Here is a 26,516-nt window from a genome sequence, read left to right as displayed (position 1 = left end):
TTTCCGAAGACGAGAAAAGTCGGTTCAGTTCAGTGCGGCGGATGAAGCCGGCGCATTGGCCGTGGTCGTGGCTGGTGCTTGCCAGCCGCCGCCGAGGGCGCGCGCCAGGCCCACCTGCGTGTCGAGTGCACGCGCGGCAAGGTCGACGGCGAGCCGGCGTTGTGCGAGCACGGCGGTTTCCGCGGTCAGCACGTTGAGGTAGTTGCCAAGGCCGGCGCGATAGCGCTGCACGGCAATGTCGTAGGCACCTTCGGCCGCGGTCTGCGCGTCGCGCTGTTCGGCCTGCTGGCGCGCGATCGACTGTGCGCTCGATACCTGGTCGGCTGCATCGCGCACCGCGTCGATCACGGTGGCGTTGTAGCTCTCGATGGCCGCATCGAGATCGGCCGCCTTGCCGCGCAGGTTGGCACGCAGCTGGCCGCCTTCGAAGATCGGCAGGTGGATGGCGGGGCCCACGCCCCACTGCTCGCTGCCCGACTTGAGCAGCTTGCCGAAGCCCAGGCTCTGGAAGCCCACGAAGGCCGTGAGGTTCACGTTGGGATAGAACTGCGTCTTTGCATTGGCCACGTCGCTCGTGGCAGCCTCGACGCGCCAACGCGCGGCCGCAATGTCGGCGCGGCGGCCGAGCAGGTCGGCCGGAATGTTGGCCTGCAGCGCGATGGGCTTGACCGCTTCGAGCATCGGCGGCTTGAGCGACGCGGACAGGTTGGGCTGGCCCACGAGTGCGTCGAGCGCGTGCTGCTGCAGCGCAATCTGCTCCTTGAGCGCTTCGATCTGCTGGCGTGCCTCGGGCAGGCCGCCTTCGCTTTGGCGCAACTCGAGGCGAGTGTCGAGGCCGGCGGACACGCGGTCGCGCACGAGCTTGAGCGTTTCATCGCGCTGGGCCAGCGTGCGCTGGGCCACGCCGAGCTGCTCGTTCAATCGGGCCCATTGAAAGTAGCTGCGCGCCACGTTGCTGGCCAGCAGCACGCGGGCTGCGTCGGCATCGGCCGCGGCTGCATTGGCGGCGCCGATGGCGGCATCGAGCGCAGTGCGGTTCTTGCCGAAGAAGTCGAGCTCCCAGCTCGCGCCGAGTTGCAGCAGGCCGATGTTCTGGGTCGAGCCGCCGAGCGGTGCGGGATAGATGTAGTTGCTGTTGAACTTCTGGCGGTTCAGGTCGAGCTCACCGTTCACCTTGGGCTTCAGGGCCGACTCGGCAATGTCCGCGGAGGCCTGCGCGCGCGCAAGGCGTGCACGTGCCACCTGGAGGTTGGGATTGCCGGCCACCGCCTGGTCGACCAGCGTGTTGAGTTGCGCGTCGCCGAATGCCCGCCACCATTGGCTGTCGACACTGGGCACAACCGCGGCGCTGGTGTCCGGGGCAATGCCGAGCGACGACGTGTCGCGCAGCTTGGCATGCGAACCGATGCCGGCCATGTCGGCACAGCCGGCCAGTGCGACCACCAGCAGTGCGGCGGCCATGACGGGGGTGCGCCGCACGGTGCGGGCGGCGAAAGAATCAGTCATTTTTTTCTCCACGGGCTGCAAGGGCCTGCGCGTTGTCGAGAATGCGGCGCAGATAGCCCTTGAGTTGCTCCCATTCCTCTTTGGTGAAACCCGCCAGGTGTTCGTTCTGCACGCGGCTGAGCACGTATGGCACTTCCTTGGCGGCGGCGCGGCCTTCTTCGGTGAGTTCGATGTTCACCACGCGCCGGTCTTCGAGCGACCGCACGCGGCGGCACAGGCCCTTGGCCTCGAGCCGGTCGAGCAGGCGCGTCATGGCGCCGGTGTCGAGCTCGCAGGCGCGGGCAAGTTCGGCCACCGTGGTCGCGGCACCGATGTGCAGCTTGTACAGCGGCAGCCATTGCGGAAAAGTCGGGCTGCCGGGCTCGCACATGCGGGTTTCGACCGCCTGCGCCACCGCACTCAGGATGCGGCGCATGAGGTAGCCGATGCTCTCTTCCGCCTGGTAGGTCTCGGCGCGATAGAAGTCGGCGGGCCGGCGCTCGGCGCCGCCAGAAGCCGGCGGGACTTGCGGAGTGTCTGTATCGCTCATGGCCTGAATATTAGTTGCCTCGGCAATTATTGTCAAGACTGCTTTTGTGAAGGCAAGGGTCGGTAGAATCCGCGCCATGGCTTCTTCCCCCCTGTCCTCACCGGCCAAGGGCTCGCCCCGATCGCTGTCGGGCCTGAGCCCTTTTCTTCGGCCCTACCGCGTGCAGATCGTCCTGGCGGGCATTTTTCTGGTGATGGCTGCCGTCACCACCCTGGTGTTTCCGCTGGCGCTAAGAAGCCTGATCGACGGCGGACTGGTCAGCTCCGACAAGGGTGCGCAGACCATGGCGCTGCGCGAACATTTCGGCGCCCTCTTCGCCGTGGCCGTGGCGCTGGGCCTGTTCTCGGCGGCACGCTTCTATACGGTGAGCTGGCTCGGCGAGCGCGTGACGGCCGATTTGCGCAACGCGGTGTACGGCCACGTGCTGCGCCAGAGCCCGGCATTCTTCGAGACGACGCAGACCGGCGAAGTGCTGTCGCGCCTCACGGCCGACACCACACTGGTACAGACGGTGGTGGGCTCGTCGCTGAGCATGGGACTGCGCAACGCCGTGATGGGCGTGGGCGCGCTGGCGGTGCTGATCTGGACCAACCCTTATGTGATGGTGCAGGTGCTGGGCATTTTGGTTTTGGTGGTGCTGCCGAGCATGTGGTTCGGCCGGCGGGTGCGCAAGCTCTCGCGCGCCAGCCAGGACCGCGTGGCCGATTCGAGCGCCATTGCGGCGGAGGTGCTCAATGCGATTCCGGTGGTGCAAAGCTACACCGCCGAAGCGCGCGAAGCCGGCCGCTTCAATGCGTCGACCGAGAACGCCTTCAGAACCGCCGTGCGGCGCACCAAGGCACGCTCGGTGCTGGTGGCCTTCATCATCATCGCCACATCGGCGGCGCTGCTCTGGGGCCTGTACCAGGGTACGCAAGCCGTGCTGCGCGGCGACATCACGGCCGGGCACCTCGGCCAGACGGTCGTCTACGTCGCCATTCTTGCAAGCGCGACCGCCGTGCTCGGCGAGGTCTACGGCGACCTGCTGCGGGCGGCGGGCGCCACCGAGCGCCTGATGGAACTGCTGCACGCGCCGGCGGCCATCGTCTCGCCGGCGAATCCCGCGGCCGCGCCGGTTCCGGTGGCGGGCAGCGCCGTCAAGTTCGAGGCGGTCACTTTCCACTACCCGTCGAGGCCCGGCACGCCGGCCCTGAAAGATTTCAGCCTGGACATTGCTCCGGGCGAAACGGTGGCCCTGGTGGGTTCGAGCGGCGCAGGCAAGAGCACGGTGTTCCAGCTGCTGCTGCGCTACTACGATCCGCAGTCGGGCCGGCTGCTGCTCGACGGCGCGCCGCTCGCTTCATTGGCCTTGCCGGACCTGCGCACACGCATTGGCCTGGTGCCGCAAGACGCGGTGATCTTCTCGGCCAGTGCGTTCGAGAACATTCGCTATGGCCGCCCGGAAGCGACGGCTGACGAGGTGCATGCGGCCGCGCGTGCGGCCTTTGCACACGACTTTTTGCAAGCGCTGCCCGAGGGGTACGACACTTTCCTGGGCGAACGCGGGGTTCGCCTGTCGGGCGGACAGCGACAGCGCATTGCGATTGCGCGCGCCATTCTCAAGAACCCGCCGCTCCTGTTGCTAGACGAAGCCACGAGTGCGCTCGACGCGGAGAGCGAGCGCATGGTGCAGGCCGCACTCGAATCGGCCATGGAAGGCCGCACCACGCTGGTCATTGCGCACAGGCTCGCCACGGTGCAAAAGGCCGATCGCATCATCGTTCTCGATCATGGCGGCATCGTGGAACAAGGGACGCATGCCACGCTGGTGGCGCAAGGCGGGGTGTATGCCCGCCTGGCTGCGCTTCAGTTCACTGCTTGACCTGGTGTTGCTGCGGCAAGTCCGCAGCAGAGACGCGGCAGAGACGCGGCCTATTGCAGCGTTTCCTTGAGCGCCGCGGGAATCGGCAGCGGCATGACGGGAATGCCCTCGTCGAGCAGCGCTTCGGTCTGCTCGCGCGTTGCCTGGCCGCGGATACCCCGCTCTTCGGTTTCGCCGTAGTGCATCTTGCGCGCCTCGTCGGCGAAGCGGTCGCCGACGTCCTCGGTCTTTGCGAGAACCTCGCGGACGGCGCGCATCCAGCGCGCTTCGGGAGACGATTCGGCGGGCACCTGGGCTGACGATGCTGCTGGTGCCGGCGATGCGGCGGCCTCTGCGGGCGCCTTGGCATTGCCCAGGTTGAGGCGCGGTGCGCTCAACAGCTTGACGATGCGCGTGTCGGCACAGACCGGGCATTCCACCAGGCCTCCGGCGAGTTGACTTTCAAAAGCTTCGTTGGACGCAAACCAGCCTTCGAAGCCGTGGCCGTGCGAGCAGCGGAGATCGAGAACCTTCATGCGCGGATTATCCCGCGCCGCCTTGCGAAGCGGTACCCTGCCAATCGAGTGCCCATGTGCCCGAAAGGACGTTCTGCAGCCAGAGCGTGCAAGTGAGCGACTTGGCGTCGGTGATCTTGCCTTCGCGGCACCACTCGGCCACTTCTTGCGGCGTGGCCGTGAACACGTCGAGGAATTCGCCGTGGTCGAGCTGGCGTGTGCCGAGCGAAAGGCCGCGCGCAAAGTAGATGTGGATGATCTCGGTGGAATACGCCACCGCCAGGTGCATGGCGCCGGCATAGGCCCACTCACGAGCGGTGTAGCCGGTTTCCTCGAGCAGTTCGCGCTGGCCGCAAACGAGCGGATCTTCGCCCGCGTCGAGCTTGCCGGCCGGAAACTCGACCATCACGTGCCCGACCGGATAGCGGTATTGCCGCTCCAGCACCACACGGCCGTCGTCCAGAAGAGGAACCACCACCACCGCGCCCGGATGAATCACGTATTCGCGCGTGGCGGTGTGGCCGTCGGGCAGCCGCACGGTGTCGCGGCAGACCTGGAGGAAATTGCCCTTGAGCAGAACCTCGCTGGCCGTGCGTTCTTCCTTCAGGTGCGAATCGATGGCGGGATCGGTCATGTCAGTGCCTATGTTTCATCAGGTAGCGCCAGGTGAAACCGGGAAAGGCCAGCACGATGAAGAGAGCACCGGTCACGGCGTAGAACTCCCAGCCCTGCGGGGCAATCTGCCCTGCCCGGCTCTCGAACAGCAGGCCGACGCCGCCGGCCACGAAGTACAGCACCACCAGTTCGGCGAGCCGCACCGCGAGCGGCTTGGGTTGCGTGGCCAGCGGCACGAAGCCGAACAACCGCTCATTGAGGAACGGCAAGTTGGCCGCCACCAGCGCCACCAGCAGAACGACCCAGACCGACGCGGTTTGCGACACCGTGGGCAACCGCGATCAGTTGGCCAGCGTGGCCACGATCGCCTTGGCGCACAGCGTCATGAGGCCGCCGGGAACGATGCCCAGCACGAGAATGAGCAAGCCATTGACGGAGAGCACGGCACGCACGTCGCGCGGCGCAGACACGGTGCTGGCGGTTACCGGCGCATCGAAGTACATGACCTTGACCACGCGCAGGTAGTAGAAGGCGCCGATCAGCGACATGATCACCGCGAACACCGCAAGACCGATGTAGATCGCCTGGCCCGACGCGATCAGCGCCTGGAGCACCGCAAGCTTGGCGTAGAACCCGACCAGCGGCGGCAGGCCCGCGAGCGAGAACATCGCAATGGCCATCACGCCGGCATACAGCGGGCTGCGCTGGTTCAGGCCGGCCAGGTCGGTGATCTCTTCGCTTTCGAAGCCTTCGCGTGCCAGCAGCAGAATGATGCCGAAGCTAGCCAGCGTGGTCAGCACGTAGGTCACGATGTAGAACATCGACGCGCTGTATGCGAACTGCGCGTTGTAGGTGTTGCCGTTGACCACGCCCGCCACCAGGCCCAGCAGCATGAAGCCCATTTGCGCAATGGTCGAGTAGGCCAGCATGCGCTTGAGGTTGGTCTGCGCAATGGCGGCCAGGTTGCCCACCAGCAGCGAGGCAATGGCCAGCAGGGCCAGCATCTGCTGCCAGTCGATGGCCAGCGGCAGCAGCCCTTCCACCAGCAGGCGGATGATGATGGCGAAGGCAGCCAGCTCGGGCGCCGCGCCAATCAGCAGAGTGACCGCCGTCGGAGCGCCCTGGTACACGTCGGGCACCCACATGTGGAAAGGCGCCGCGCCCACCTTGAAGGCCAGGCCCGCCACGATGAACACCAGGCCGAACACCAGCACCTGATGGTTCACCTTGCCGCTGGCGATGATCTTGAACACCTCGTTCACGTCGAGCGAGCCGGTGGCGCCGTAGAGCATCGAAAGGCCGTAGAGCAAAAAGCCGCTGGCCATGGCGCCGAGCACGAAGTACTTCATGGCGGCTTCGCTGGCGACCGCGTTGTCGCGGCGCAGCGCCACCAGCGCGTAGCTGGACAAGGTGAGCAGCTCGAGACCCAGGTAGATCAGGAGGAAGTTGCTGCCCGAGATCATCACGAACATGCCCAGCAGCGCGAACATGCTGATGGTGAACAGTTCGCCGCCGCGCAGCATGTCGCGGTCTGCCGCGTAAGGGCGGCCGTAGACCAGCGTGACCATCAGCGCAACCGTGGCAAAGCACTTGAGCCAGTTGCCCATGGGGTCGCTCACGACCATGCCGCCAAAGCCGTAGATCGTCTTGCCGTCGTTGGCGGCCATGCCGGTCAGCACGGCCACCACGGCCAGCGTGAGCAGCGTCAGGATGTAGGTGCGCGTGCGGCGGGGGCTGGTGGTCGACAGGTCGACCAGCGCAATGATGCAGGCCATGACCAGCAGCACGATTTCGGGGTAGATCGCGACCCAGCTGAGTTTGTCAATCATCTCGTTCTCTTCTTCAGCGTGGAATCAAGGCAGTTTCGACGTTGCCACATGGCGCAGGAGCTCCGTCACGGAAACATCCATCACATCGGTGAACGGCTTCGGATAGATGCCCATCCACAGCACGGCAATGGCCAGCAGCGAGAGCATCAGGAACTCGCGGGCATTGATGTCGGCAAGCTCCTTGACATGGTCGTTGCCGACCGGGCCGAGGTACACCCGCTTGTACATCCAGAGGGTGTAGGCAGCGCCGAAGATCAACGCCGTTGCGGAACCCAGGCCGATCCAGAAGTTGTACTTGACCGCACCCAGGATGACCATCCACTCGCCCACGAAACCGGCGGTGCCCGGCAGGCCGCAATTGGCCATCGCGAACAGCAATGCGAACGCGGCAAACTTGGGCATGGTGTTCACCACGCCGCCGTAGTCGGCAATCTGGCGCGAATGCACGCGGTCGTAGAGCACGCCGATGCCCAGGAACATGGCGCCCGAGACGAAACCGTGCGCAATCATCTGCACGATGCCGCCGGACACGCCCAGCTCGTTGAAGATGAAGAAGCCGAGCGTCACGAAGCCCATGTGCGCGACCGACGAATAAGCCACGAGCTTCTTCATGTCTTCCTGCACCAGCGCCACCAGGCCGACGTAGATCACCGCGATGAGCGACAGCGCGATCATGAGCCAGGCCCATTCGTGCGAGGCGTCGGGAGCAATCGGCATCGAGAAGCGCAGGAAGCCATAGGCGCCGAGCTTCAGCATGATGGCCGCCAGCACGGCCGAGCCGCCGGTCGGCGCCTCGACGTGCACGTCGGGCAGCCAGGTGTGAACCGGCCACATCGGCACCTTGACGGCAAAGGCGGCGAAGAACGCGAAGAACAGGAAGGTCTGCGCCTTCGAGTCCAGCGGCAGCTTGTGCCAGCTCAGGATGTCGAAGCTGCCGCCCGACTTGTTGTACAGGTAGATCAACGCCACCAGCATCAGCAGCGAGCCGAGCAAGGTGTAGATGAAGAACTTGAACGCCGCGTAGATCTTGTTCGGACCGCCCCAGATGCCGATGATCAGGTACATCGGGATCAGCGTGGCTTCGAAGAACACGTAGAAAAGCACGCCGTCGAGCGCGGCGAACACGCCGATCATGAAGCCCGAAAGAATCAGGAACGCGCCCATGTACTGGTTGACGCGCTCGGTAATCACTTCCCAGGCTGAGATCACGACCACCACGGTGATGAACGAGGTCAGCAGCACCAGCCAGAGCGACAAGCCGTCGACACCGAGGTGATAGTTGACGTTGAAGCGCGCAATCCAGCTCGTCTTCTCGACGAACTGCATTGCGGCAGTGCCGTTCTGGAAGCCCGTGTAAAGCGGCACCGTGACCAGGAAGCTGACGATCGCGCCGACCAGTGCGACCCAGCGCACGCCCCTGGCGTTCTCGTCACGCCCAAACGCCAGCAGCGCGGTACCGAATGCGATCGGCACCCAGATGGCAAGGCTCAACAAACCCATTTTTCTTTTTCTCCAGCGTTCGGGCTCAGCGTTTGAACCAGACGAAGTACGTCATCAGGATGAAGATGCCGAGCAGCATCGCAAAGGCGTAGTGATAGATGTAGCCCGACTGCAGCCACCGCACCACACCGGAGATGCGGCCGACGACCTTCCACGAACCATTGACCACGGCACCGTCGATCAGCGCCTGGTCGCCACCCTTCCACAGGCCGGTGCCAAGGGCACGCGCACCGCGGGCGATGACGTTCTCGTTGATCCAGTCGAGGTAGTACTTGTTGTCGAGCAGGCGATAGACCGGGCCGAAGGCGCGCTTGATCGCAGTCGGCACCGCCGGGAACTGCATGTACATGAGGTACGAAACAACCACGCCTGCCAGAGCCAGCCAGAACGGCGCCGTCTGCAAGCCGTGGATAGCCATGGCCACCGGGCCGTGGAACGCTTCGCCGAGTTCCTTCATGGCATGGTGCTTGGCGGCGTCCACGAAGATTGCGTCCTTGAAGAACTCGCCGAAAAGCATCGGCTGGATCGTCATGAAGCCGATCACCACGGACGGAATGGCCAGCAGCACCAGTGGCAGCCACACCACCATCGGAGACTCGTGCGGCTTGTGGTCGTCGTGGTGGCCATGGCCGTGATCGTCGCCATGCGCGGCATGGTCGTCGTGGTGTGCGTCAGGGTTCTGGTCGTAGCGCTCCTTGCCGTGGAACACCAGGAAGTACATGCGGAACGAGTAGAACGCCGTGACGAACACGCCGGCCAGCACGGCGTAGTAGGCAAACTGCGCCCCCCACAGGTGGCTTTCGTGCACCGCCTCGATGATGCTGTCCTTCGAGTAGAAGCCCGAGAAGAACGGCGTGCCGATCAGTGCAAGCGACCCCAGCAGCGAGGTGATCCAGGTGATGGGCATGTACTTGCGCACGCCGCCCATCCAGCGGATGTCCTGGTTGTGGTGCATGCCGATGATCACCGAGCCCGCGCCCAGGAACAGCAGCGCCTTGAAGAAGGCGTGCGTCATCAGGTGGAACACCGCGACCGAATAGGCCGACGCGCCGAGCGCCACCGTCATGTAGCCGAGCTGCGAGAGCGTCGAGTACGCGACCACGCGCTTGATGTCGTTCTGGATGATGCCCAGGAAACCCATGAACAGCGCCGTGATGGCACCGATCACCAGGATGAACGAGAGCGCCGTGTCGCTGAGTTCGAACAGCGGCGACATGCGAGCCACCATGAAGATGCCGGCGGTCACCATGGTTGCCGCGTGGATCAGCGCCGAGATGGGCGTCGGGCCTTCCATCGAGTCGGGCAGCCACACGTGCAGCGGGAACTGCGCGCTCTTGCCCATGGCGCCGATGAACAGGCAGATGCAGATCACCGTCACCAGCATCCATTCGGTGCCGGGGAAGGTGATGCCGGCCAGCGTGTTGGCCTTGGCAAAGGCTTCGCCGTAGTTCAGCGTGCCGGCATAGGCTGCAATCAGGCCGATGCCGAGGATGAAGCCGAAGTCGCCCACGCGGTTGACCAGGAAGGCCTTCATGTTCGCGAAGATGGCCGTGGGCTTGTTGAACCAGAAGCCGATCAGCAGGTACGACACCAGGCCCACCGCTTCCCAGCCGAAGAACAGCTGGAGCATGTTGTTGCTCATGACGAGCATCAGCATCGAGAAGGTGAAGAGCGAGATGTAGGCGAAGAAGCGGTTGTAGCCTTCGTCTTCTTCCATGTAGCCGATGGTGTAGATGTGCACCATCAGCGAGACGAAGGTCACCACGCACATCATCATGGCCGTGAGGCCGTCGACCAGGAAGCCGACTTCCATCTTCAGCCCGCCGACCACCATCCATTCGTAGATGGTCGCGTTGAAGCGGGCGCCGTCGACGACGACCGACTTCAGCGTCATGGCCGAGATGATGAAGGCGACCAGCACGCCGAGGATGGTCAGCGAATGCGTGACTTTGCGGCCGATGTGGTTGCCGCCGAACTTCGTGCCGAACAGGCCGGCAACGGCGGCGCCGACCAGGGGTGCCAGCGGCACGGCCAGCAGGGTGGATGCGGAAAGGGTTGCGCTCATACTGCTTTCAACCCTTGAGCGAGTTGAGTTCGTCTACGTTGATGTTGGATTTGTTGCGGAACAACAAGACCAGCAGCGCGAGACCGATTGCCGACTCGGCCGCAGCCACCGTCAGGATGAAGAACACGAAGATCTGGCCGTGCATGTCGCCCAGGTAGTACGAGAACGCCACGAAGTTCATGTTCACCGCAAGCAGCATCAGCTCGATCGCCATCAGCAGCACGATGAGGTTCTTGCGGTTCAGGAAAATGCCGATCACCGAAAGCGCAAAGAGCATTGCGCCGAGCGAAAGAAAGTGTCCGAGCGTGAGCGTCATGCCTTGTTTTCCTTTGCCGCCGCTGCTGCGCCTGCATCGGCGGGTGCTTCGACCACCGGCTCGGCGGCGCGCGTGACCGGCATCTGCACGATGCGCACGCGGTCGCGCGCCTTCACGCGCACCTGGTCGGACGGGTTGACGTACTTGCTGTCCTTGCGCGTACGCAGCGTGAGTGCGATGGCGGCCACGATGGCCACGAGCAAAATGACGGCCGCAATTTCGAGCGGGTACAGGTACTCGGAGTACAGGAGCTTGCCGAGCTCGAGCGTGTTGGAGCTGTTGGCTGCAGCGGCAGCCCCGGCGCGCGGCGGCTCTGCCAGGCGGAAGCCGCCCATCAGCACGGCAGCCATTTCAAGCGCAATGAGCGCACCCACGCCGGCGGCCAGCGGAAAGTGCCTCCAGAACCCCTGCCGCAGACCGTCCACGTTGATGTCCAGCATCATCACGACAAACAGGAACAGCACCATCACCGCGCCCACGTAGACGAGCACAAGCGAAATCGCCAGGAACTCGGCGCGCAGCAGCAGCCAGATAGCGGACGCCTGGAAGAAGGCGAGCACCAGGTACAGCGCCGCGTACACGGGATTGCGGGCGGTGATGACGCGGAAGGCCGCGAACAGCAGCACCGCGGCAAACAGATAGAACAGACCGGTCTTGACGTCCATTGGAATTCGAATTGGTACGGGGTTCGGGCTGGCCGGGATCAGCGGTACTTGGCGTCGGCCGCCTTGTTCGCTGCAATTTCTTTTTCGTAGCGGTCGCCCACGGCCAGGAGCATGTCCTTGGTGAAGTACAGGTCGCCGCGCTTTTCGCCGTGGTATTCGAAGATGTGGGTCTCGACGATCGAATCGACCGGGCAGCTTTCTTCGCAGAAGCCGCAGAAGATGCACTTGGTCAGGTCGATGTCGTAGCGCGTGGTGCGGCGCGAGCCGTCGTCGCGCACATCGGATTCGATGGTGATGGCGAGTGCGGGGCACACGGCCTCGCAGAGCTTGCAGGCAATGCAGCGCTCTTCGCCGTTTTCATAGCGGCGCAGCGCATGCAGGCCGCGAAAACGCGGCGACAGCGGCGTCTTCTCTTCCGGGAACTGCACCGTGATCTTGCGGGCGAAAGCGTACTTGCCGGTGATGGCCAGGCCCTTGAACAGTTCGAACAGCATGAAGCTGCCCAGGAAGTCCTTGAGCGAGAACGGAGCGGACGTTGTTGCGGTATGCGCAGCAGACATGATGTTGGCGCTTCCAGTTATTTCCAGATATTGAACGGGGTCTGCATCCAGGCGCCGACCACGACCAGCCACACGAGCGTGACCGGAATGAAGATCTTCCAGCCCAGACGCATGATCTGGTCATAGCGGAAGCGCGGGAACGTCGAGCGAACCCACAGGAACATGGTGACCACGCAGAAGGTCTTGGCGCCGAGCCAGATCCAGCCGGGAATGAAGCTCAGGAACTCGAACGGCGGCAGCCATCCACCGAGGAACAGCACCACGCACAGGATCGAGACGAGCCACATGTTGGCGTACTCGGCCAGGAAGAACATCGCGAAGCTCATGCCCGAGTACTCGATCATGTGGCCCGCCACGATTTCGGACTCGCCTTCGACCACGTCGAAGGGGTGGCGGTTGGTTTCAGCCAGGCCCGAGATGAAGTAGACGACGAAGATCGGCAACAGCGGCAGCCAGTTCCACGACAGGAAGCCGACGCCCATTTCGGCGAAGGTGCCCTTGCCCTGCACGTTCACGATCTCGCTCATGTTCAGGCTGCCAGAAACCATCAGCACCACGACAAAGCAGAAGCCCATCGCGATTTCGTAGCTCACCATTTGCGCCGAGGCGCGCAGCGCGCCCAGGAAGGCGTACTTCGAGTTGGAAGCCCAGCCCGCGATGATCACGCCGTAGACCTCGAGCGAGGTGATGGCCATCACGAACAGCAGGCCGGCATTGATGTTGGCCAGCGCCATTTCGGGGCCGAACGGAATCACGGCCCATGCGACGAGTGCCGGCATGATGGTCATGATCGGGCCCAGCAGGAACAGGCCCTTGTTGGCGACCGTCGGAAGAATGATTTCCTTGGTCATCAGCTTGAGCGCGTCGGCAATGGGCTGCAGCAGGCCCAGCGGTCCGATGCGGTTCGGGCCCACGCGGATCTGCGTGAAGCCGATGGCCTTGCGTTCCCACAGCGTGAGGTAGGCCACGGCGCCCATCAGCGGAAGCACGACCACGATGATCTTGATCAGCGTCCAGATCACGGGCCAACCCGCCGAGGTCCACCAGCCGGCGTTGATCAGCCCCTGGCCGAAAGCGTGCACTGCGTCGATCATGCCAATGCCTCCTCGGCACGGGCCGGTGCGGCCGCCATTGCGTTGCGCGCGTCGGCGGTGAGTTGCAGCGACGGTGCGCGGCGCACGATGGAGTCGAGCTGATAGATGCTCGCCACCGCGGGTGCGGGAACCGCGCCGCTGGCAGCCACTGCCTTGGCGGCGGTGGCGTTGCGGAGCGCATCCGCGGGCACGGCGCCGTTGTCGCCGATGGTGCGGAGCACTTCAGCGGTCGATTCGAAAGCAAAGCCGGGCAGGCCGAGCAGGTTGGCCAGCACGCGCAGCACCTTCCAGGCCGGGCGCGTCTCGCCTTGCGGCTTGACGACGGCATGGAAGCTTTGCACACGGCCTTCGGCATTGACGAAGGTACCGGGCGTTTCGGTGAACGGCGCGATGGGCAGCAGCACATCGCTGAACTCGAGGTTGGCCTTGAAGGGGCTCAACGTGACGACCATCTGCGCATTGCCGATGACATCGGCGGCTGCGGCACCCGCGGCGGAGTCGAACACCGGTTCGGTGTTGAGCAGCACCACGGCCTTGAGGCCGGAACCGGCTGTCAGCATGCGGCCGGCATCGAGGCCGCCGTTCTTCGGGAATGCGCCGACGAGTTGCGCGCCCACGGTATTGGCGGCTTCGGTCAGGTAGCCGACGGTGGCGCCAGTTTGCGCGCCGATCCAGTTTGCAAGCGCCAGCAGGCTGCTGGCTTGCGCATGGTGGGCGGCGGCGTTGCCGAGCAGGATGGCCTTGCGCTCGCCGCTCAGCAGCGAAGCCGCAATGCCTTGCGCCGCGGCGTCGGGTGCGTTTGCCGGTGCGAGCGGCGCGGCCTGGCCGGTGGTCTGGCCCACGGCGGCGGCAATGCCGGCGAGCACTTCGACCCACTGGCCGGCATCGACGATCGACGCCTGCGCCACGCTCATGGCCCACGCTTCGCGGTCGGCCATCAGGTCGGACGAGGTCAGCACCGACAGCGCGGCGCCCTTGCGCACGGCCTGGCGGATGCGCTGCGCGAACAGCGGGTGGTCCTTGCGCAGGTTCGAGCCGATCACGAATGCACGCTGCAGCTGCGTGAGCGATGCGATCGAGGTGCCGAGCCAGCGCACGCCTTCGAACGCCGTGAATTCGGCATTGCGCAGGCGGTAGTCGATGTTGTCGCTGCCGAGCTCACGCGTGAGCATGGCGGCAAGCTGCAGTTCTTCGAGCGTGCTGTGCGGGCTGACCAGCGTGCCGATGCTCTGCGCGCCGTGGTCGGCCTTGATCTGCTTGAGGCCGTTGGCCACGTATTCAAGCGCGGTCTGCCAGTCGACCTGCTGCCATTGGCCGCCCTGCTTGAGCATGGGCTGCGTGAGGCGTTCAGGGCCGTTGAGCCCTTCGTACGAAAAGCGGTCGCGGTCGGCAATCCAGCATTCGTTGACGTCTTCGTTCTCGAGCGGCACCACGCGCATCACGCGGTTGTTCTTGACCTGGACGATCAGGTTGGCACCGGTGGAGTCATGCGGGCTCACCGACTTGCGGCGCGACAGCTCCCAGGTGCGGGCGCTATAGCGGAACGGCTTGCTCGTGAGCGCGCCGACCGGGCAGATGTCGATCATGTTGCCCGAGAGTTCCGAGTCGACCGAGTCGCCGAGGAAGGTTTCGATTTCGGAGTGCTCGCCGCGCTGGGTCATGCCGAGCTCCATCACGCCGGCCACTTCCTGGCCGAAGCGGACGCAGCGCGTGCAATGGATGCAGCGGCTCATCTCTTCCATGCTGATCAGCGGGCCGACGTCCTTGTGGAACACGACGCGCTTTTCTTCTTCGTAGCGCGAAGAAGAACCACCGTAGCCCACCGCCAGGTCTTGCAGTTGGCACTCGCCGCCCTGGTCGCAAATGGGGCAATCCAGCGGGTGGTTGATCAGGAGGAACTCCATGACCGACTGCTGCGCCTTGATGGCCTTTTCGCTCTTGGTGCGAACGATCATGCCCTGCGTGACGGGCGTGGCGCAGGCCGGCATCGGCTTGGGCGCCTTTTCCACGTCGACCAGGCACATGCGGCAGTTGGCCGCAATGCTGAGCTTCTTGTGATAGCAGAAGTGCGGAATGTACGTGCCCGCCTTGTCGGCCGCATGCATCACCATGCTGCCTTCGGTCACTTCGACCTTCTTGCCGTCGAGTTCGATTTCAACCATATATGTGTTTCTCGCGCTCAGGCCTGGACAGGCGCTTTCGGGACGTAGCCCGGAATCAAGGCCTCGAACTCGTGACGGTAGTGCTTGATCATGGCGCGCACCGGCATGGCCGCCGCGTCGCCGAGCGCGCAGATCGTGCGGCCCTGAATGTTGTCTGCCACGGAGTTGAGCAGGTCCATGTCGGACGCCCTGCCCTGCCCGTTGTGGATGCGGTCCACCACGCGATACAGCCAGCCCGTGCCTTCGCGGCAAGGCGTGCACTGGCCGCAGGATTCGTGCATATAGAAATACGAGAGGCGCCGCAGCGACTCGACCATCGAACGGCTGTCGTCCATGACGATGACCGCGCCCGAACCCAGCATGGAGCCGGCCTTGGCGATGGAGTCGTAGTCCATCGTGCATTCCATCATGATCGACGCCGGCAGCACCGGCGACGACGATCCACCGGGAATCACGGCCTTGAGCGTGCGGCCCTTGCGAACACCGCCGGCCAGTTCAAGCAGCTTGGAGAACGGCGTGCCCATGGGCACTTCGTAGTTGCCGGGCAGCTCGACGTCGCCGCTCACCGAATAGATCTTGGTGCCGCCGTTGTTCGGCTTGCCGCACTCGAGGTAGGCCTGGCCGCCGTTGCGGATGATCCAGGGCACCGCCGCGAAGGTCTCGGTGTTGTTGATGGTGGTCGGCTTGCCGTACAGGCCAAAGCTGGCCGGGAACGGCGGCTTGAAGCGCGGCTGGCCCTTCTTGCCTTCGAGCGACTCGAGCAGTGCGGTTTCTTCGCCGCAGATATAGGCGCCAAAACCGTGGGCCGCGTGCAACTGGAAGTTGTACGTGCTGCCCATGATGCCGTCGCCAAGGTAGCCGGCGGCGCGCGCTTCCTCGAGGGCTTCCTCGAAGCGGTCGTAGCTCTGGAAGATCTCGCCGTGGATGTAGTTGTAGCCCACGCTGATGCCCATTGCATACGCGGCGATGGCCATGCCTTCGATCACGATGTGCGGGTTGAACTGCAGGATGTCGCGGTCCTTGCACGTGCCCGGCTCGCCTTCGTCGGAATTGCAGACCAGGTATTTCTGGCCCGGGAACTGGCGGGGCATGAAGCTCCACTTCAGGCCCGTGGGAAAGCCCGCGCCGCCGCGGCCGCGCAGGCCCGAGGCCTTGACTTCGGCAATCACCTGGTCGGGCGTGAGGCCCTCGGTGAGGATCTTGCGCAGCGCCTGGTAGCCGCCGCGCGCTTCGTAGTCGGCCAGGCGCCAGTTGGTGCCGTCGAGGCCGGCATAGATCTGCGGCTCGATGTGGCGGTCATGGAAGCAGGTCTGGACGCCCGTGGCCTGGAACTGCTGGAGCACTTGTTCGGGCGACATCATGCGGCCTCCCCTTTGGTCGAACCACGCAGCCCGTCGATGAGCTGGTCGAGCTTCTCGTTGCTCATGAAGCTGCACATGGTGCGGTCGTTGACCAGCATCACGGGCGAATCGGCGCAGGCGCCCAGGCATTCGCTCTGTTGCAGCGTGAACAGGCCGTCGGCCGTGGTCTCGCCCATCTTGATGCCGAGCTTCTTCTCGAGGTGAACGAGCGCTGTGACGCCGTCACGCAGCTGGCAAGGCAGGTTGGTGCACACGTTGAGCTTGAACTTGCCCACCGGGTGCTGGTTGTACATGTTGTAGAAGGTCGTGACCTCATGCACGGCGATGGGCGCCATGCCGAGGTATTCGGCGATCTCGCGCTCGCGCTGCATGCTCACGTAGCCTTCGTCCTGCTGCACGATGGCCAGGCAGGCCATCACGGCCGATTGCTTGCCCGCTTCAGGGTACTTGGCAACCTCGCGCGCAAAGCGCTCGATAATCGCGGGCCTCAGAGGAGCAGAAGGCGCCGTAGGCGCCGTGTCATGGTGGGTCGAGGAAGTCGTCATTCGCTCTTTCTCACCTGTCGATTTCGCCGAACACGATGTCCATCGTGCCGATCACCGCGACAGCGTCGGCGATCATGTGGCCGCGCGACATTTCGTCGAGGGCGGCGAGGTGCGGGAAACCGGGCGCGCGGATCTTCAGGCGGTACGGCTTGTTGGCGCCGTCGCTCACCAGGTAGATGCCGAACTCGCCCTTCGGGTGCTCGACGGCGGCATAGGCCTCGCCTTCGGGCACGTGGAAGCCTTCGGTGAAGAGCTTGAAATGGTGGATCAGCTCCTCCATGTTCGCCTTCATCGATTCGCGCGCAGGCGCGGCGACCTTGTGGTTGTCGGTAATGACCGGACCGGGGTTGGCGCGCAACCATGCCGAGCACTGCTGGATGATCCGGTTGGCCTGGCGCATTTCTTCCACGCGCACCAGGTAGCGGTCGTAGCAGTCGCCGGTCTTGCCGACCGGCACGTCGAACTGCATCTGGTCGTAGACGTCGTAGGGCTGCTTCTTGCGCAGGTCCCACTCCACGCCCGAGCCACGCAGCATGGGGCCGGTGAAGCCGAGATTCAGCGCGCGCTCCGGCGTGACCACGCCGATGCCCACCGTGCGCTGCTTCCAGATGCGGTTGTCGGTGAGCAGCGTTTCATACTCGTCGACCATCTTGGGGAAGCGCTTGCAGAAGTCGTCGATGAAGTCGAGCAGCGAGCCCTGGCGGTTCTCGTTGAGCTTCTCGATGGCCTTCGCATTCTTGATCTTGCTGACCTTGTACTGCGGCATTGCATCCGGCAGGTCGCGGTACACGCCGCCTGGACGGAAGTACGCCGCGTGCATGCGCGCGCCCGACACGGCTTCGTACATGTCGAACAGGTCTTCACGCTCACGGAAGCAATAGATGAGCATGTTCATCGCGCCGCAGTCGAGACCGTGCGCGCCGAGCCACAAGAGGTGGTTCAGCAGGCGGGTGATCTCGGCGAACATCACGCGGATGTACTGCGCGCGGATCGGCACTTCGAGGCCCATCATCCGCTCGATGGCCAGGCAGTAGGCATGCTCGTTGGACATCATCGACACGTAGTCGAGGCGGTCCATGTAGGGCAGCGACTGAATGAAGGTGCGCGATTCGGCGAGCTTTTCGGTCGCGCGGTGCAGCAGGCCGATGTGCGGATCGGCGCGCTGGATCACTTCGCCGTCGAGCTCGAGCACCAGGCGCAGCACGCCGTGCGCTGCGGGATGCTGGGGACCGAAGTTGAGTGTGTAGTTCTTGATTTCGGCCATATCAGTGCAAACCGCTGCCGTAGTTGTCTTCGCGAATCACGCGCGGCGTGATTTCCCGCGGCTCGATGGAGACCGGCTGGTAGATGACGCGCTTCTGCTCTTCGTCGTAGCGCATTTCGACGTGCCCCGACACTGGGAAGTCCTTGCGGAACGGATGGCCGATGAAACCGTAGTCGGTAAGGATGCGGCGCAGGTCGTCATGCCCCTCGAACACGATGCCGTAGAGGTCGAAGGCTTCGCGCTCGAACCACGTGGCGGCATTCCACACAGGCTGGAGCGAATCGACCACGGGCAGGTCTTCGTTCGGCGCAAACACCTTGAGGCGAACGCGCTGGTTGAGGCTCACCGAAAGCAGGTGCGTGACGACGCAATAGCGCTCGCCTTGCCACTCGCCTTCGCGGTAGTCGGAATAGTCCATGCCGCAGAGGTCGATCAGCTGCTCGAAGCGGCAGCCGGGCGCATCGCGCAGCAGCGTGGCGGCCTCGATGTAGTCGGCAGCGCCGACTACCACGGTCACCTCGCCCAGCGCGATCGTCACGCTCTTGGCCTTGGCGCCGAGGGTCTCGGCGATGGTGGCGCGCAGCACCTCCGGCGATATTGCAAAGTCGGTCATCGTCGGCAGTCTCTCAGGCGCGGGCAATGGTGTTGGTGCGGCGAATCTTCTGCTGCAGCTGGATCACACCGTAGAGCAAGGCCTCGGCGGTGGGCGGGCAACCCGGCACATAGACGTCCACCGGCACGATGCGGTCGCAGCCGCGCACCACCGAATAGCTGTAGTGGTAGTAGCCGCCGCCGTTGGCGCAGGAGCCCATGGAAAGAACCCAGCGCGGCTCGGGCATCTGGTCGTAGACCTTGCGCAGAGCGGGCGCCATCTTGTTGCACAGCGTGCCGGCCACGATCATCAGATCGGACTGCCGGGGGCTGGGCCGGAACAGCATGCCGAAACGATCGATGTCGTAGCGGGCCGCGCCTGCGTGCATCATTTCGACGGCACAGCAAGCCAGACCGAAAGTCATCGGCCAGAGTGATCCGGTCTTCGCCCAGTTCACCACCGAGTCGTAGGTGGTGGTGACGAAGCCTTCCTTCATGACGCCTTCAATGGCCATTTTGATGATTCCTTGTCATTCCCAGTCGAGCGCGCCTTTTTTCCACTCGTAGGCAAAGCCCACGACGAGGATGGCGAGAAAGATCATCATGGCCCAGAAGCCGACGGCGCCGATTTCCTTGAGCGCAATGGCCCACGGAAAGAGAAAGGCAATCTCGAGATCGAACAGGATGAAGAGAATGGCGACGAGGTAATAGCGCACGTCGAATTTCATGCGCGCATCCTCGAAGGCCTCGAAGCCACACTCGTAGGGAGCGTTCTTCGCTGCGTCGGGCCGGTTGGGACCCAGGATGTAGCCGATGACTTGCGGTGCGACACCTACACCGACACCGACCAAAATAAACAAAAGGACGGGGAGATAGGAATCGAGGTTCATCGGGAGATTTTCACCGCTTGCCACCGGCAGAAACGCTCTGGATGAGTTTTCTGCCGGTGAGATTTGGTGCGGTCGGCGAGACTCGAACTCGCACAGCTTTCGCCACTACCCCCTCAAGATAGCGTGTCTACCAATTTCACCACGACCGCGGTTTTTTGTTCGGATGGCATGAGGTACCTGTGAAGGTGTTTGGCTTTCCGAACAGCTTTAGAGTTTACCCTGAAATGGAGCCGTTTCTCACTGGCGACTCCATGAAAACAACTTGATTATTTGTTCGGGATCTGGCCCGGGCCCGAAACAGGCGCGGCAGGAGCCGAGGCAGGCGCGTTGGCCGGCGCAGCGCCCGAGGTACCCGAAGGAATCTGGCCGGGAATTTGCCCTGCGGGAGCGGAAGCAGGCGTGGCAGGTGCCCCGACGGCTGCGCGCTCCAGCAGGCTGCCGCCGCCGGCGGGCCGTGCGTGGCTGAAGTAGGCCAGCAGCAACGTGCACACAAAGAACACCGCCGCCAGCACTGCCGTGGTGCGCGAAAGGAAATTCGCGCTGCCGCTCGCGCCGAACAGGCTGCCGGCGCTGCCGCTGCCGAAGGCCGCGCCCATGTCGGCGCCCTTGCCGTGCTGGATCAGGATCAGCCCGATCATTGCAAGGGCCGACAGCATCTGCACGCCGACCAAGAGATTGAGGACCACATTCATTCGTTCTTACTCCTAATTGATGTCAGCCGCCCCTCGCGTTCAGCGAGCGGCAGCGGAAATGATCTGCAAAAAGTCTGCTGCCTTGAGCGAAGCGCCGCCGATGAGGCCGCCATCGATGTCGGGCTGCGCCAGCAACTGGGCGGCGTTGGCCGCGTTCATGCTGCCGCCGTAGAGGATGCAGATGCCGGCCGCATGTTCGCTGGCCGCATGATGCAGCTGTGCGCGCAGCACGGCGTGCACGGCCTGCGCCTGCTCGGGCGTTGCCGTCTTGCCGGTTCCGATGGCCCAGACGGGCTCATAGGCAACGACGATCTCGCTGATGCAGTGGCCATTGACGTGGATCACCGCGGCCAGTTGGCGCTTGACGACTTCTTCGGTATGCCCTGCTTCGCGCTCGGCCAGCGTCTCGCCCACGCAGACGATGGGCGTGATGCCGTTCGCGAGCGCAGCCGCGGTCTTGGCCGCCACCGCTTCATCGGTTTCGCCGTGGTACTGGCGACGTTCCGAATGGCCGACGATGGCATAGCGCACGCCGAATTCCTTCAGCATGGCCGCCGATTGCTCGCCGGTGAACGCACCTTGCGGATGCGCCGAAATGTCCTGTGCACCAAGTGCAATGGCCTTCGAACCCGCCAGCAGCGATTGCAGCTGCGCGAAATACGGAGCCGGCGCGCAAAGCGCGACCTCGCAACTGGCCGGCGCAGCGGCCAAGCCCTGCAACAGGGCCTTCACCAGCGCCTCGTTGGCAGCCAGGCTGCCGTTCATCTTCCAATTGCCGGCGATCAGCTTCTTCTTGGTTGTCATCGTGTTGTTGCCCGTCACCATGTCAGCACGATCTTGCCGATGTGCTGGTTGGATTCCATGAGTGCATGCGCCTGCGCTGCGCCGCTGGGTTCGCCGCCCGCCGCAAAGGTGCTGTGGATCACGGACTTGACCGCGCCGCCTTCGAGCAGCGGCCAGACCTTCTCGCGCAACGCCTTGGCAATGGCGCCCTTGAACGCCACAGGCCGGGGACGCAGCGTCGAGCCGGTGATCACCAGCCGCTTGCGCAGCACCAGGCCCGCATTGAAGTCGCTCTTGACGCCGCCCTGCACCGCGATGATCACGAGCCGGCCGTCTTCGGCCATGCATTCGATCTCGCGCGCCACGTAGTCGCCAGCGACCATGTCGAGGATCACGTCCACGCCCTTGCCGCCGGTGAGCTTCTTCGCCTCTTCGGCGAAGTCGCTCGTGCGGTAGTTGATGGCGTGGTCCGCGCCCAGCTGCTTGCAGGCTTCGCACTTGTCGTCGCTGCCGGCCGTGACGATCACGGTGGCACCCAGCGCCTTGGCGATCTGAATCGCCGTCACGCCGATGCCGCTCGAGCCGCCCTGGATCAGCAGGGTTTCGCCCTTTTGCAGGCGCCCCCGCTCGAACACGTTGCTCCAGACGGTGAAGAAGGTCTCGGGCAGCGAAGCTGCCTCGGTATCGCTCCACCCCTTGGGCACCGGAAGACATTGCGCCACGGGGGCCACGCACAGCTCGGCATAGCCGCCGCCGGCGATCAGCGCGCAGACGCGGTCGCCGACCTTGAAGCCCGCCTCGGCCAGGGCCGCGGCGTCGCCCGACACGATCTCGCCGGCCACCTCGAGGCCCGGCAGGTCGGAGGCGCCCGGCGGAACCGGGTAGTGTCCCTTGCGCTGCAACACGTCCGGACGGTTCACGCCGCTGGCTGCGACGCGAATCAACAGTTCGCCCACGCCGGCCACCGGATCGGGACGCTCCACGGCGCGCAGCACCTCAGGGGCGCCGTACGAAGTGATTTCAATGGCTTTCATGGTCTTTGGCCTGCAACGCCCGTGTTCCGGGCGTGGTTAGCTGTTTAAAAAGTTGGCAACGGCGGCAAAGCTGCCGTTGCGCCCTTCTTACTCTTGCGATTCGCGCGGTGCGTACGGCTGCTCGCCGGCGGGGGCCTGCGGCTGCTCGTTGCGCGGCTGTTGCTGCTCGTTGTTGAAACGAGGAGCACGTTCGCCGCCGCGGTCACCACCACGGTCACCGCGGTCCGAACGCTCGCGACGCTCGCCGCCGCGATCACCGCGGTCGCCACGATCTTCACGCGGTGCACGTTCCTGGAATTCCATGCCGGCCGGACGCTCGGTCAGGGCCTTCATGGACAGCTTGACGCGGCCCTTTTCGTCGGTCTCGAGAACCTTGACCTTGACGATCTGGCCTTCGCTCAGATAGTCGGTCACCTTCTCGACGCGCTCGTGCGCGATCTGGCTGATGTGCAGCAGGCCGTCCTTGCCGGGCAGCAGGTTGATGAGCGCGCCGAAGTCCAGGATCTTGGTGACCGGACCTTCGTAGACCTTGCCGATTTCGACTTCAGCGGTGATCTGCTCGATGCGGCGCTTGGCGAACTCCGCCTTTTCCGGATCGGTCGAGGCAATGGTGATGGTGCCGTCTTCGTCGATGTTGATCGTCGTGCCGGTTTCTTCCTGCAGGCCGCGAATGACCGCGCCACCCTTGCCGATCACGTCGCGGATCTTCTCGGGATTGATCTTGAGCGTGGTCAGGCGCGGTGCGAATTGCGACACCTCGGTCTTGGCTTCGCCCATGGCTTCCTGCATCTTGCCCAGGATGTGCATGCGCGCTTCCTTGGCCTGCGCCAGCGCGACCTGCATGATTTCCTTGGTGATGCCCTGGATCTTGATGTCCATCTGCAGCGCGGTGATGCCGTTGGTCGTGCCGGCCACCTTGAAGTCCATGTCGCCCAGATGATCTTCGTCGCCCAGGATGTCGGTCAGCACCGCAAAGCGGTTGTCTTCCTTGATCAGGCCCATGGCAATGCCGGCCACGTGCGCCTTCATCGGCACGCCGGCGTCCATCATCGAGAGGCAGCCGCCACAGACCGAAGCCATCGACGAGGAGCCGTTCGATTCGGTGATTTCCGACACCACGCGAATGGTGTACGGGAACTCTTCCTTGGTCGGCAGCACCGCGACGAGCGCGCGCTTGGCCAGGCGGCCATGGCCGATTTCGCGGCGCTTGGTCGAGCCCATGCGGCCCACTTCACCGGTGGCAAAGGGAGGCATGTTGTAGTGGAACAGGAAGCGGTCTTCGTACTCGCCGGCCAGCGCATCGATGCGCTGTGCGTCGCGCTCGGTGCCGAGCGTGGTCACGACCAGGCCCTGCGTCTCGCCACGCGTGAACAGCGCCGAGCCGTGGGTGCGCGGCAGCACGGAGTTGCGGATCTCGATGGGGCGCACGGTGCGCGTGTCGCGGCCGTCGATGCGGGGTTCGCCCGAAAGAATCTGGCTGCGGACGATCTTCGATTCGATCGAGAACAGCAGGTCGTTGACCTTGCCGGCGTCGAAGGGCTCGCCGCTTTCCTTCAGCGTGTTCATCACGCTGGCATTGGCTTCGCGCAGGGCTTGCGTGCGGGCTTGCTTGCTGCGGATTTGATAGACGGCGCGCAGCTTTTCTTCGGCCAGGCTCTTGACCTTGGCGACGAAGGCTTCGTCTTCGGCCGGCGGCTGCCAGTCCCACACCGGCTTGCCGGCGTCGCGCACGAGTTCATGAATCGCGTTGATCGCGATGTTGGCTTGTTCGTGGCCGAACACCACGCCGCCCAGCATGATTTCTTCGCTGAGTTGCTGCGCTTCGGATTCGACCATCAGCACGGCGGCTTCGGTGCCTGCCACGACGAGGTCCATCTGCGAATCCTTGCGGGCGGTCTGGCCCGGATTCAGCACGTACTGGCCGTTGATGTAGCCCACGCGCGCAGCGCCGATCGGGCCGCTGAACGGAATGCCGGAAATCGACAGCGCGGCGCTCACGCCGATCATGGCGGCGATGTCGGCGTCGACTTCGGGGTTGAGCGACAGCGTGTGGATGACCACGTGCACTTCGTTCAGGAAGCCTTCGGGGAACAGCGGGCGGATCGGACGGTCGATCAGGCGGCTGGTCAGCGTTTCGTGTTCGCTGGGCTTGGCTTCGCGCTTGAAGAAGCTGCCGGGGATCTTGCCCGCGGCATAGGTCTTCTCGATGTAATCGACGGTCAGCGGGAAGAAGTCCTGTCCGGGCTTTGCCGACTTGGAGGCCACCACGGTCGCCAGGACCACGGTTCCGTCGATGTCGACCACCACGGCGCCGCTGGCCTGGCGGGCGATTTCACCGGTTTCCATGACGACAGTCTTGTCGCCCCATTGGAAGGACTTGGTGACTTTGTTGAAGAGGCTCATGTTTGCTCCTGTTTTGATAGCGATGGACCTGTATTCATCACAGGTTTCGCAGGGACGGAGGCTTCTCAGAACACGATGCCATTCCAGCGAAGCTCGGCGGGAACTTCGTTGGAATGACACAGCTTCGCTCTGTTTTGGCACTCCGAAAGTGGATCGCGAAGTAAAAAACGCCTGAGCTAGCGGACTAACCCAGGCGTTTTTTCATGCGATTCGGTTTACTTGCGCAGACCCAGCTTGGCGATCAGCGCGGTGTAACGATCGGCGTCCTTGGACTTGAGGTAGTCCAGGAGCTTGCGGCGACGGCTCACCATGCGCAGCAGGCCGCGACGGCCGTGGTGGTCCTTGGCGTGCGTCTTGAAGTGGGGGGTGAGCTCGTTGATACGGGCGGTCAGCAGTGCGACTTGCACTTCGGGGCTACCGGTATCGTTGGCGGCGCGGGCGTTGTCTTTGACGACTTCGGCCTTGATGGAGGCTGCGATCATGTTGAATTTCCTTGTTCCGGGATGTTTGACTTGCGGTGAGCGCTGGAACTGCCCTCACCGTGCGCCTTGCGGCATGCAAAGCCTCGGGATTATAGCTCGCCCGGGATTTGCGCGTTTACTGTCTGGATAGCCAGGTTTTCAGGCGCTCCACCCCCTGCACAAGGCGCTGCGGGTCCTTCGAAGCGAAGCACCAGCGCAGCCACCCCTGGGCTTCCGGGGCAAAGGCATTGCCCGGGGCCAGGCCAAGGCCAGCCTCTACCACCAGGCGCTTGGCAAGCTCGAGGGAGTCGCCGAAGCCGTCAAGGCGGAAAAAGGCGTACATGCCGCCCTTGGCCGGGGCTACCTGCACACCGGGCAAGGCTTCCAGCAGCGGCACCAGGGTGTCCCGGCACTGTTTCAGGTGGGCGACCACGCGGGGCGTGATCTCCGCGGTGTGCTCGATGGCGGCCACGGCGGCGCGCTGGGTAAAGACGCTTGCGCAGGAGGTGTTGAACTCGATCAGCTTGCCGATGCCCTCGACCAGCGCGGGCGGCAGCACCAGCCACCCCAAGCGCCAGCCGGTCATGAGAAAGCTCTTCGAGAAGCTGTGTGTCACCACCAGCCGGTCGTCAGGCTTCGAAATGTCCAGGAAGCTCGGCGCGCAGCCGTTGGGCGTGGGCTCGAAATACAGCCGCTCATACACCTCGTCGGCCAGGATCCAGGTGCCGGTTTCGCGGCAGTGGTCGAGCACGGCCTGCTGCTCTTCGCGCGTCATGGTCCAGCCGGTCGGGTTGTTGGGCGCGTTGACGATCAGGAGCTTGGTCTTCGGCGTGACGGCCTTCCGCAAGGCTGCAAGGTCCAGGGTCCATTGGCCATCGGCAGGCAGCAGCGACACCGTGCGCACCACCGCGCCAAGAATCGCGGGTTGCGCCGTCAGGTTGGGCCACACCGGCGTGACCGCGACCACTTCGTCGCCTGCATCGACCAGCGCCTGCACCGCGAGCATCAGCGCGCTGACGCCGCCGGAGGTCACAGCGATGCGCGAAGCATCGACCTGGGGGTGCAGCTTGCTGGTGTAGCCGGCGATCGCCTCGCGCAGTTCCGGCAGGCCGAGGTTGTGCGCGTAGAAGGTTTCGCCGCGCTGCAGGGAGTCGATGGCCGCCTGGCGGATCACCTCGGGCGTGACCTCGTCGCTTTCGCCGAACCAGAACGCGAGCACGTCGTCGCGGCCCAGTCCGGCATTGGCAACCTCGCGGATCTTGGAGGCTTCGAGGTTGTGGATGGCTTCACGCATGA

The 26,516-nt window shown here is 64.2% G+C and carries 26 protein-coding genes and 1 tRNA gene; 1 reads left to right on the top strand and 26 read right to left on the bottom strand.

What is annotated here, in order from left to right:
• Positions 1–24: 24 nt before the first annotated feature.
• Positions 25–1,506, bottom strand: a complete 1,482-nt coding sequence (locus V9L20_RS07900; protein ID WP_337296153.1) for an efflux transporter outer membrane subunit — start codon at positions 1,504–1,506, stop codon at positions 25–27.
• Positions 1,499–2,035 (bottom strand): MarR family winged helix-turn-helix transcriptional regulator, encoded by a 537-nt coding sequence (locus V9L20_RS07895; protein ID WP_258507912.1) that lies wholly within the window; start codon positions 2,033–2,035, stop codon positions 1,499–1,501. Before V9L20_RS07895 ends, V9L20_RS07900 begins: the two co-directional genes overlap by 8 nt.
• 76 nt (positions 2,036–2,111) lie before the next feature.
• Here V9L20_RS07895 and V9L20_RS07890 point away from each other — a divergent pair, with 76 nt between their 5' ends.
• Complete coding sequence (locus V9L20_RS07890; RefSeq protein WP_126749719.1) at positions 2,112–3,896, top strand: ABC transporter transmembrane domain-containing protein; 1,785 nt, start codon at positions 2,112–2,114, stop codon at positions 3,894–3,896.
• Between the two features lie 50 nt (positions 3,897–3,946).
• Here the strand turns inward: V9L20_RS07890 and V9L20_RS07885 are convergent, their stop codons facing one another.
• From V9L20_RS07885 to V9L20_RS07770, 24 genes are all read right to left on the bottom strand, one after another.
• Positions 3,947–4,411, bottom strand: a complete 465-nt coding sequence (locus V9L20_RS07885; RefSeq protein ID WP_337296152.1) for a DUF1178 family protein — start codon at positions 4,409–4,411, stop codon at positions 3,947–3,949.
• Between the two features lie 7 nt (positions 4,412–4,418).
• Positions 4,419–5,024 carry an NUDIX hydrolase gene (locus V9L20_RS07880; protein ID WP_337296151.1) on the bottom strand — a complete coding sequence of 202 codons (606 nt, stop codon included), beginning with the start codon at positions 5,022–5,024 and terminating at the stop codon, positions 4,419–4,421.
• A gap of 1 nt (position 5,025) precedes the next feature.
• Complete coding sequence (locus V9L20_RS07875; RefSeq protein ID WP_258507915.1) at positions 5,026–5,331, bottom strand: DUF2818 family protein; 306 nt, start codon at positions 5,329–5,331, stop codon at positions 5,026–5,028.
• Between the two features lie 15 nt (positions 5,332–5,346).
• Positions 5,347–6,834, bottom strand: a complete 1,488-nt coding sequence (gene nuoN, locus V9L20_RS07870) for an NADH-quinone oxidoreductase subunit NuoN (RefSeq protein WP_258507935.1) — start codon at positions 6,832–6,834, stop codon at positions 5,347–5,349.
• A gap of 24 nt (positions 6,835–6,858) precedes the next feature.
• The gene (locus V9L20_RS07865; RefSeq protein ID WP_337296150.1) at positions 6,859–8,334 is read right to left on the bottom strand and encodes an NADH-quinone oxidoreductase subunit M; all 1,476 of its coding nucleotides are present in this window, start codon (positions 8,332–8,334) and stop codon (positions 6,859–6,861) included.
• A 25-nt stretch (positions 8,335–8,359) separates the two neighbouring features.
• Positions 8,360–10,399 (bottom strand): NADH-quinone oxidoreductase subunit L, encoded by a 2,040-nt coding sequence (gene nuoL / locus V9L20_RS07860; RefSeq protein WP_337296149.1) that lies wholly within the window; start codon positions 10,397–10,399, stop codon positions 8,360–8,362.
• A 7-nt stretch (positions 10,400–10,406) separates the two neighbouring features.
• Complete coding sequence (gene nuoK, locus V9L20_RS07855) at positions 10,407–10,715, bottom strand: NADH-quinone oxidoreductase subunit NuoK (RefSeq protein ID WP_012748597.1); 309 nt, start codon at positions 10,713–10,715, stop codon at positions 10,407–10,409.
• Positions 10,712–11,380 carry an NADH-quinone oxidoreductase subunit J gene (locus V9L20_RS07850; RefSeq protein ID WP_337296148.1) on the bottom strand — a complete coding sequence of 223 codons (669 nt, stop codon included), beginning with the start codon at positions 11,378–11,380 and terminating at the stop codon, positions 10,712–10,714. Before V9L20_RS07850 ends, nuoK begins: the two co-directional genes overlap by 4 nt.
• A 38-nt stretch (positions 11,381–11,418) precedes the next feature.
• The gene (nuoI, locus tag V9L20_RS07845) at positions 11,419–11,940 is read right to left on the bottom strand and encodes an NADH-quinone oxidoreductase subunit NuoI (RefSeq protein ID WP_055805171.1); all 522 of its coding nucleotides are present in this window, start codon (positions 11,938–11,940) and stop codon (positions 11,419–11,421) included.
• A gap of 17 nt (positions 11,941–11,957) precedes the next feature.
• Positions 11,958–13,034, bottom strand: coding sequence for an NADH-quinone oxidoreductase subunit NuoH (gene nuoH / locus V9L20_RS07840; RefSeq protein WP_281146864.1), 1,077 nt, complete (start codon positions 13,032–13,034; stop codon positions 11,958–11,960).
• Positions 13,031–15,196 carry an NADH-quinone oxidoreductase subunit NuoG gene (gene nuoG / locus V9L20_RS07835; protein ID WP_337296147.1) on the bottom strand — a complete coding sequence of 722 codons (2,166 nt, stop codon included), beginning with the start codon at positions 15,194–15,196 and terminating at the stop codon, positions 13,031–13,033. Before nuoG ends, nuoH begins: the two co-directional genes overlap by 4 nt.
• Before the next feature lie 17 nt (positions 15,197–15,213).
• Positions 15,214–16,554, bottom strand: coding sequence for an NADH-quinone oxidoreductase subunit NuoF (nuoF, locus tag V9L20_RS07830; RefSeq protein ID WP_409050471.1), 1,341 nt, complete (start codon positions 16,552–16,554; stop codon positions 15,214–15,216).
• Positions 16,554–17,102: an NADH-quinone oxidoreductase subunit NuoE family protein gene (locus V9L20_RS07825; protein ID WP_337296146.1), complete on the bottom strand. Its 549-nt coding sequence runs from the start codon at positions 17,100–17,102 to the stop codon at positions 16,554–16,556. The genes nuoF and V9L20_RS07825 overlap by 1 nt, the downstream gene beginning before the upstream one ends.
• A 10-nt stretch (positions 17,103–17,112) precedes the next feature.
• Positions 17,113–18,366 carry an NADH-quinone oxidoreductase subunit D gene (locus V9L20_RS07820; RefSeq protein WP_157614743.1) on the bottom strand — a complete coding sequence of 418 codons (1,254 nt, stop codon included), beginning with the start codon at positions 18,364–18,366 and terminating at the stop codon, positions 17,113–17,115.
• A gap of 1 nt (position 18,367) precedes the next feature.
• The gene (locus V9L20_RS07815) at positions 18,368–18,979 is read right to left on the bottom strand and encodes an NADH-quinone oxidoreductase subunit C (protein WP_258507957.1); all 612 of its coding nucleotides are present in this window, start codon (positions 18,977–18,979) and stop codon (positions 18,368–18,370) included.
• A gap of 13 nt (positions 18,980–18,992) precedes the next feature.
• Positions 18,993–19,472, bottom strand: coding sequence for a NuoB/complex I 20 kDa subunit family protein (locus tag V9L20_RS07810; protein WP_012748606.1), 480 nt, complete (start codon positions 19,470–19,472; stop codon positions 18,993–18,995).
• Positions 19,473–19,487: 15 nt separating this feature from the next.
• On the bottom strand, positions 19,488–19,847 hold the full coding sequence (locus V9L20_RS07805; protein ID WP_012748607.1) for an NADH-quinone oxidoreductase subunit A: 360 nt from the start codon (positions 19,845–19,847) through the stop codon (positions 19,488–19,490).
• 64 nt (positions 19,848–19,911) lie between these two features.
• Positions 19,912–19,996, bottom strand: a tRNA-Leu gene (locus V9L20_RS07800).
• A 117-nt stretch (positions 19,997–20,113) separates the two neighbouring features.
• A complete protein-coding gene (secG, locus tag V9L20_RS07795) occupies positions 20,114–20,539 on the bottom strand; it encodes a preprotein translocase subunit SecG (RefSeq protein WP_126749731.1) in 426 nt (141 codons plus the stop codon).
• A gap of 39 nt (positions 20,540–20,578) precedes the next feature.
• Positions 20,579–21,364, bottom strand: coding sequence for a triose-phosphate isomerase (gene tpiA / locus V9L20_RS07790; RefSeq protein ID WP_337296145.1), 786 nt, complete (start codon positions 21,362–21,364; stop codon positions 20,579–20,581).
• Positions 21,358–22,356: an NAD(P)H-quinone oxidoreductase gene (locus V9L20_RS07785; protein ID WP_337296144.1), complete on the bottom strand. Its 999-nt coding sequence runs from the start codon at positions 22,354–22,356 to the stop codon at positions 21,358–21,360. The genes tpiA and V9L20_RS07785 overlap by 7 nt, the downstream gene beginning before the upstream one ends.
• A gap of 87 nt (positions 22,357–22,443) precedes the next feature.
• A complete protein-coding gene (gene pnp, locus V9L20_RS07780) occupies positions 22,444–24,759 on the bottom strand; it encodes a polyribonucleotide nucleotidyltransferase (RefSeq protein ID WP_337296143.1) in 2,316 nt (771 codons plus the stop codon).
• Positions 24,760–24,974: 215 nt separating this feature from the next.
• The gene (rpsO, locus tag V9L20_RS07775; RefSeq protein WP_007837783.1) at positions 24,975–25,241 is read right to left on the bottom strand and encodes a 30S ribosomal protein S15; all 267 of its coding nucleotides are present in this window, start codon (positions 25,239–25,241) and stop codon (positions 24,975–24,977) included.
• A gap of 115 nt (positions 25,242–25,356) precedes the next feature.
• Positions 25,357–26,514 (bottom strand): pyridoxal phosphate-dependent aminotransferase, encoded by a 1,158-nt coding sequence (locus V9L20_RS07770; RefSeq protein WP_337296142.1) that lies wholly within the window; start codon positions 26,512–26,514, stop codon positions 25,357–25,359.
• Between the last annotated feature and the right edge of the window lie 2 nt (positions 26,515–26,516).

The sequence above is a fragment of the Variovorax sp. CCNWLW225 genome (assembly GCF_037204045.1).
Taxonomy (GTDB): Bacteria; Pseudomonadota; Gammaproteobacteria; order Burkholderiales; family Burkholderiaceae_C; genus Variovorax.
The sequence above is the reverse complement of the archived record's forward strand: the minus strand, read 5'-3'. Positions and strand labels throughout refer to the sequence as shown.

Coding starts and splice junctions, on each gene's coding strand:
- V9L20_RS07900 (WP_337296153.1), bottom strand. CDS start 1,506: ATGACTGATTCTTTCGCCGCCCGCACCGTGCGGCGCACCCCCGTCATG.
- V9L20_RS07895 (WP_258507912.1), bottom strand. CDS start 2,035: ATGAGCGATACAGACACTCCGCAAGTCCCGCCGGCTTCTGGCGGCGCC.
- V9L20_RS07890 (WP_126749719.1), top strand. CDS start 2,112: ATGGCTTCTTCCCCCCTGTCCTCACCGGCCAAGGGCTCGCCCCGATCG.
- V9L20_RS07885 (WP_337296152.1), bottom strand. CDS start 4,411: ATGAAGGTTCTCGATCTCCGCTGCTCGCACGGCCACGGCTTCGAAGGC.
- V9L20_RS07880 (WP_337296151.1), bottom strand. CDS start 5,024: ATGACCGATCCCGCCATCGATTCGCACCTGAAGGAAGAACGCACGGCC.
- nuoN (WP_258507935.1), bottom strand. CDS start 6,834: ATGATTGACAAACTCAGCTGGGTCGCGATCTACCCCGAAATCGTGCTG.
- V9L20_RS07865 (WP_337296150.1), bottom strand. CDS start 8,334: ATGGGTTTGTTGAGCCTTGCCATCTGGGTGCCGATCGCATTCGGTACC.
- nuoL (WP_337296149.1), bottom strand. CDS start 10,399: ATGAGCGCAACCCTTTCCGCATCCACCCTGCTGGCCGTGCCGCTGGCA.
- nuoK (WP_012748597.1), bottom strand. CDS start 10,715: ATGACGCTCACGCTCGGACACTTTCTTTCGCTCGGCGCAATGCTCTTT.
- V9L20_RS07850 (WP_337296148.1), bottom strand. CDS start 11,380: ATGGACGTCAAGACCGGTCTGTTCTATCTGTTTGCCGCGGTGCTGCTG.
- nuoI (WP_055805171.1), bottom strand. CDS start 11,940: ATGTCTGCTGCGCATACCGCAACAACGTCCGCTCCGTTCTCGCTCAAG.
- nuoH (WP_281146864.1), bottom strand. CDS start 13,034: ATGATCGACGCAGTGCACGCTTTCGGCCAGGGGCTGATCAACGCCGGC.
- nuoG (WP_337296147.1), bottom strand. CDS start 15,196: ATGGTTGAAATCGAACTCGACGGCAAGAAGGTCGAAGTGACCGAAGGC.
- nuoF (WP_409050471.1), bottom strand. CDS start 16,554: ATGTCGCCCGAACAAGTGCTCCAGCAGTTCCAGGCCACGGGCGTCCAG.
- V9L20_RS07825 (WP_337296146.1), bottom strand. CDS start 17,102: ATGACGACTTCCTCGACCCACCATGACACGGCGCCTACGGCGCCTTCT.
- V9L20_RS07820 (WP_157614743.1), bottom strand. CDS start 18,366: ATGGCCGAAATCAAGAACTACACACTCAACTTCGGTCCCCAGCATCCC.
- V9L20_RS07815 (WP_258507957.1), bottom strand. CDS start 18,979: ATGACCGACTTTGCAATATCGCCGGAGGTGCTGCGCGCCACCATCGCC.
- V9L20_RS07810 (WP_012748606.1), bottom strand. CDS start 19,472: ATGGCCATTGAAGGCGTCATGAAGGAAGGCTTCGTCACCACCACCTAC.
- V9L20_RS07805 (WP_012748607.1), bottom strand. CDS start 19,847: ATGAACCTCGATTCCTATCTCCCCGTCCTTTTGTTTATTTTGGTCGGT.
- secG (WP_126749731.1), bottom strand. CDS start 20,539: ATGAATGTGGTCCTCAATCTCTTGGTCGGCGTGCAGATGCTGTCGGCC.
- tpiA (WP_337296145.1), bottom strand. CDS start 21,364: ATGGTGACGGGCAACAACACGATGACAACCAAGAAGAAGCTGATCGCC.
- V9L20_RS07785 (WP_337296144.1), bottom strand. CDS start 22,356: ATGAAAGCCATTGAAATCACTTCGTACGGCGCCCCTGAGGTGCTGCGC.
- pnp (WP_337296143.1), bottom strand. CDS start 24,759: ATGAGCCTCTTCAACAAAGTCACCAAGTCCTTCCAATGGGGCGACAAG.
- rpsO (WP_007837783.1), bottom strand. CDS start 25,241: ATGATCGCAGCCTCCATCAAGGCCGAAGTCGTCAAAGACAACGCCCGC.
- V9L20_RS07770 (WP_337296142.1), bottom strand. CDS start 26,514: ATGCGTGAAGCCATCCACAACCTCGAAGCCTCCAAGATCCGCGAGGTT.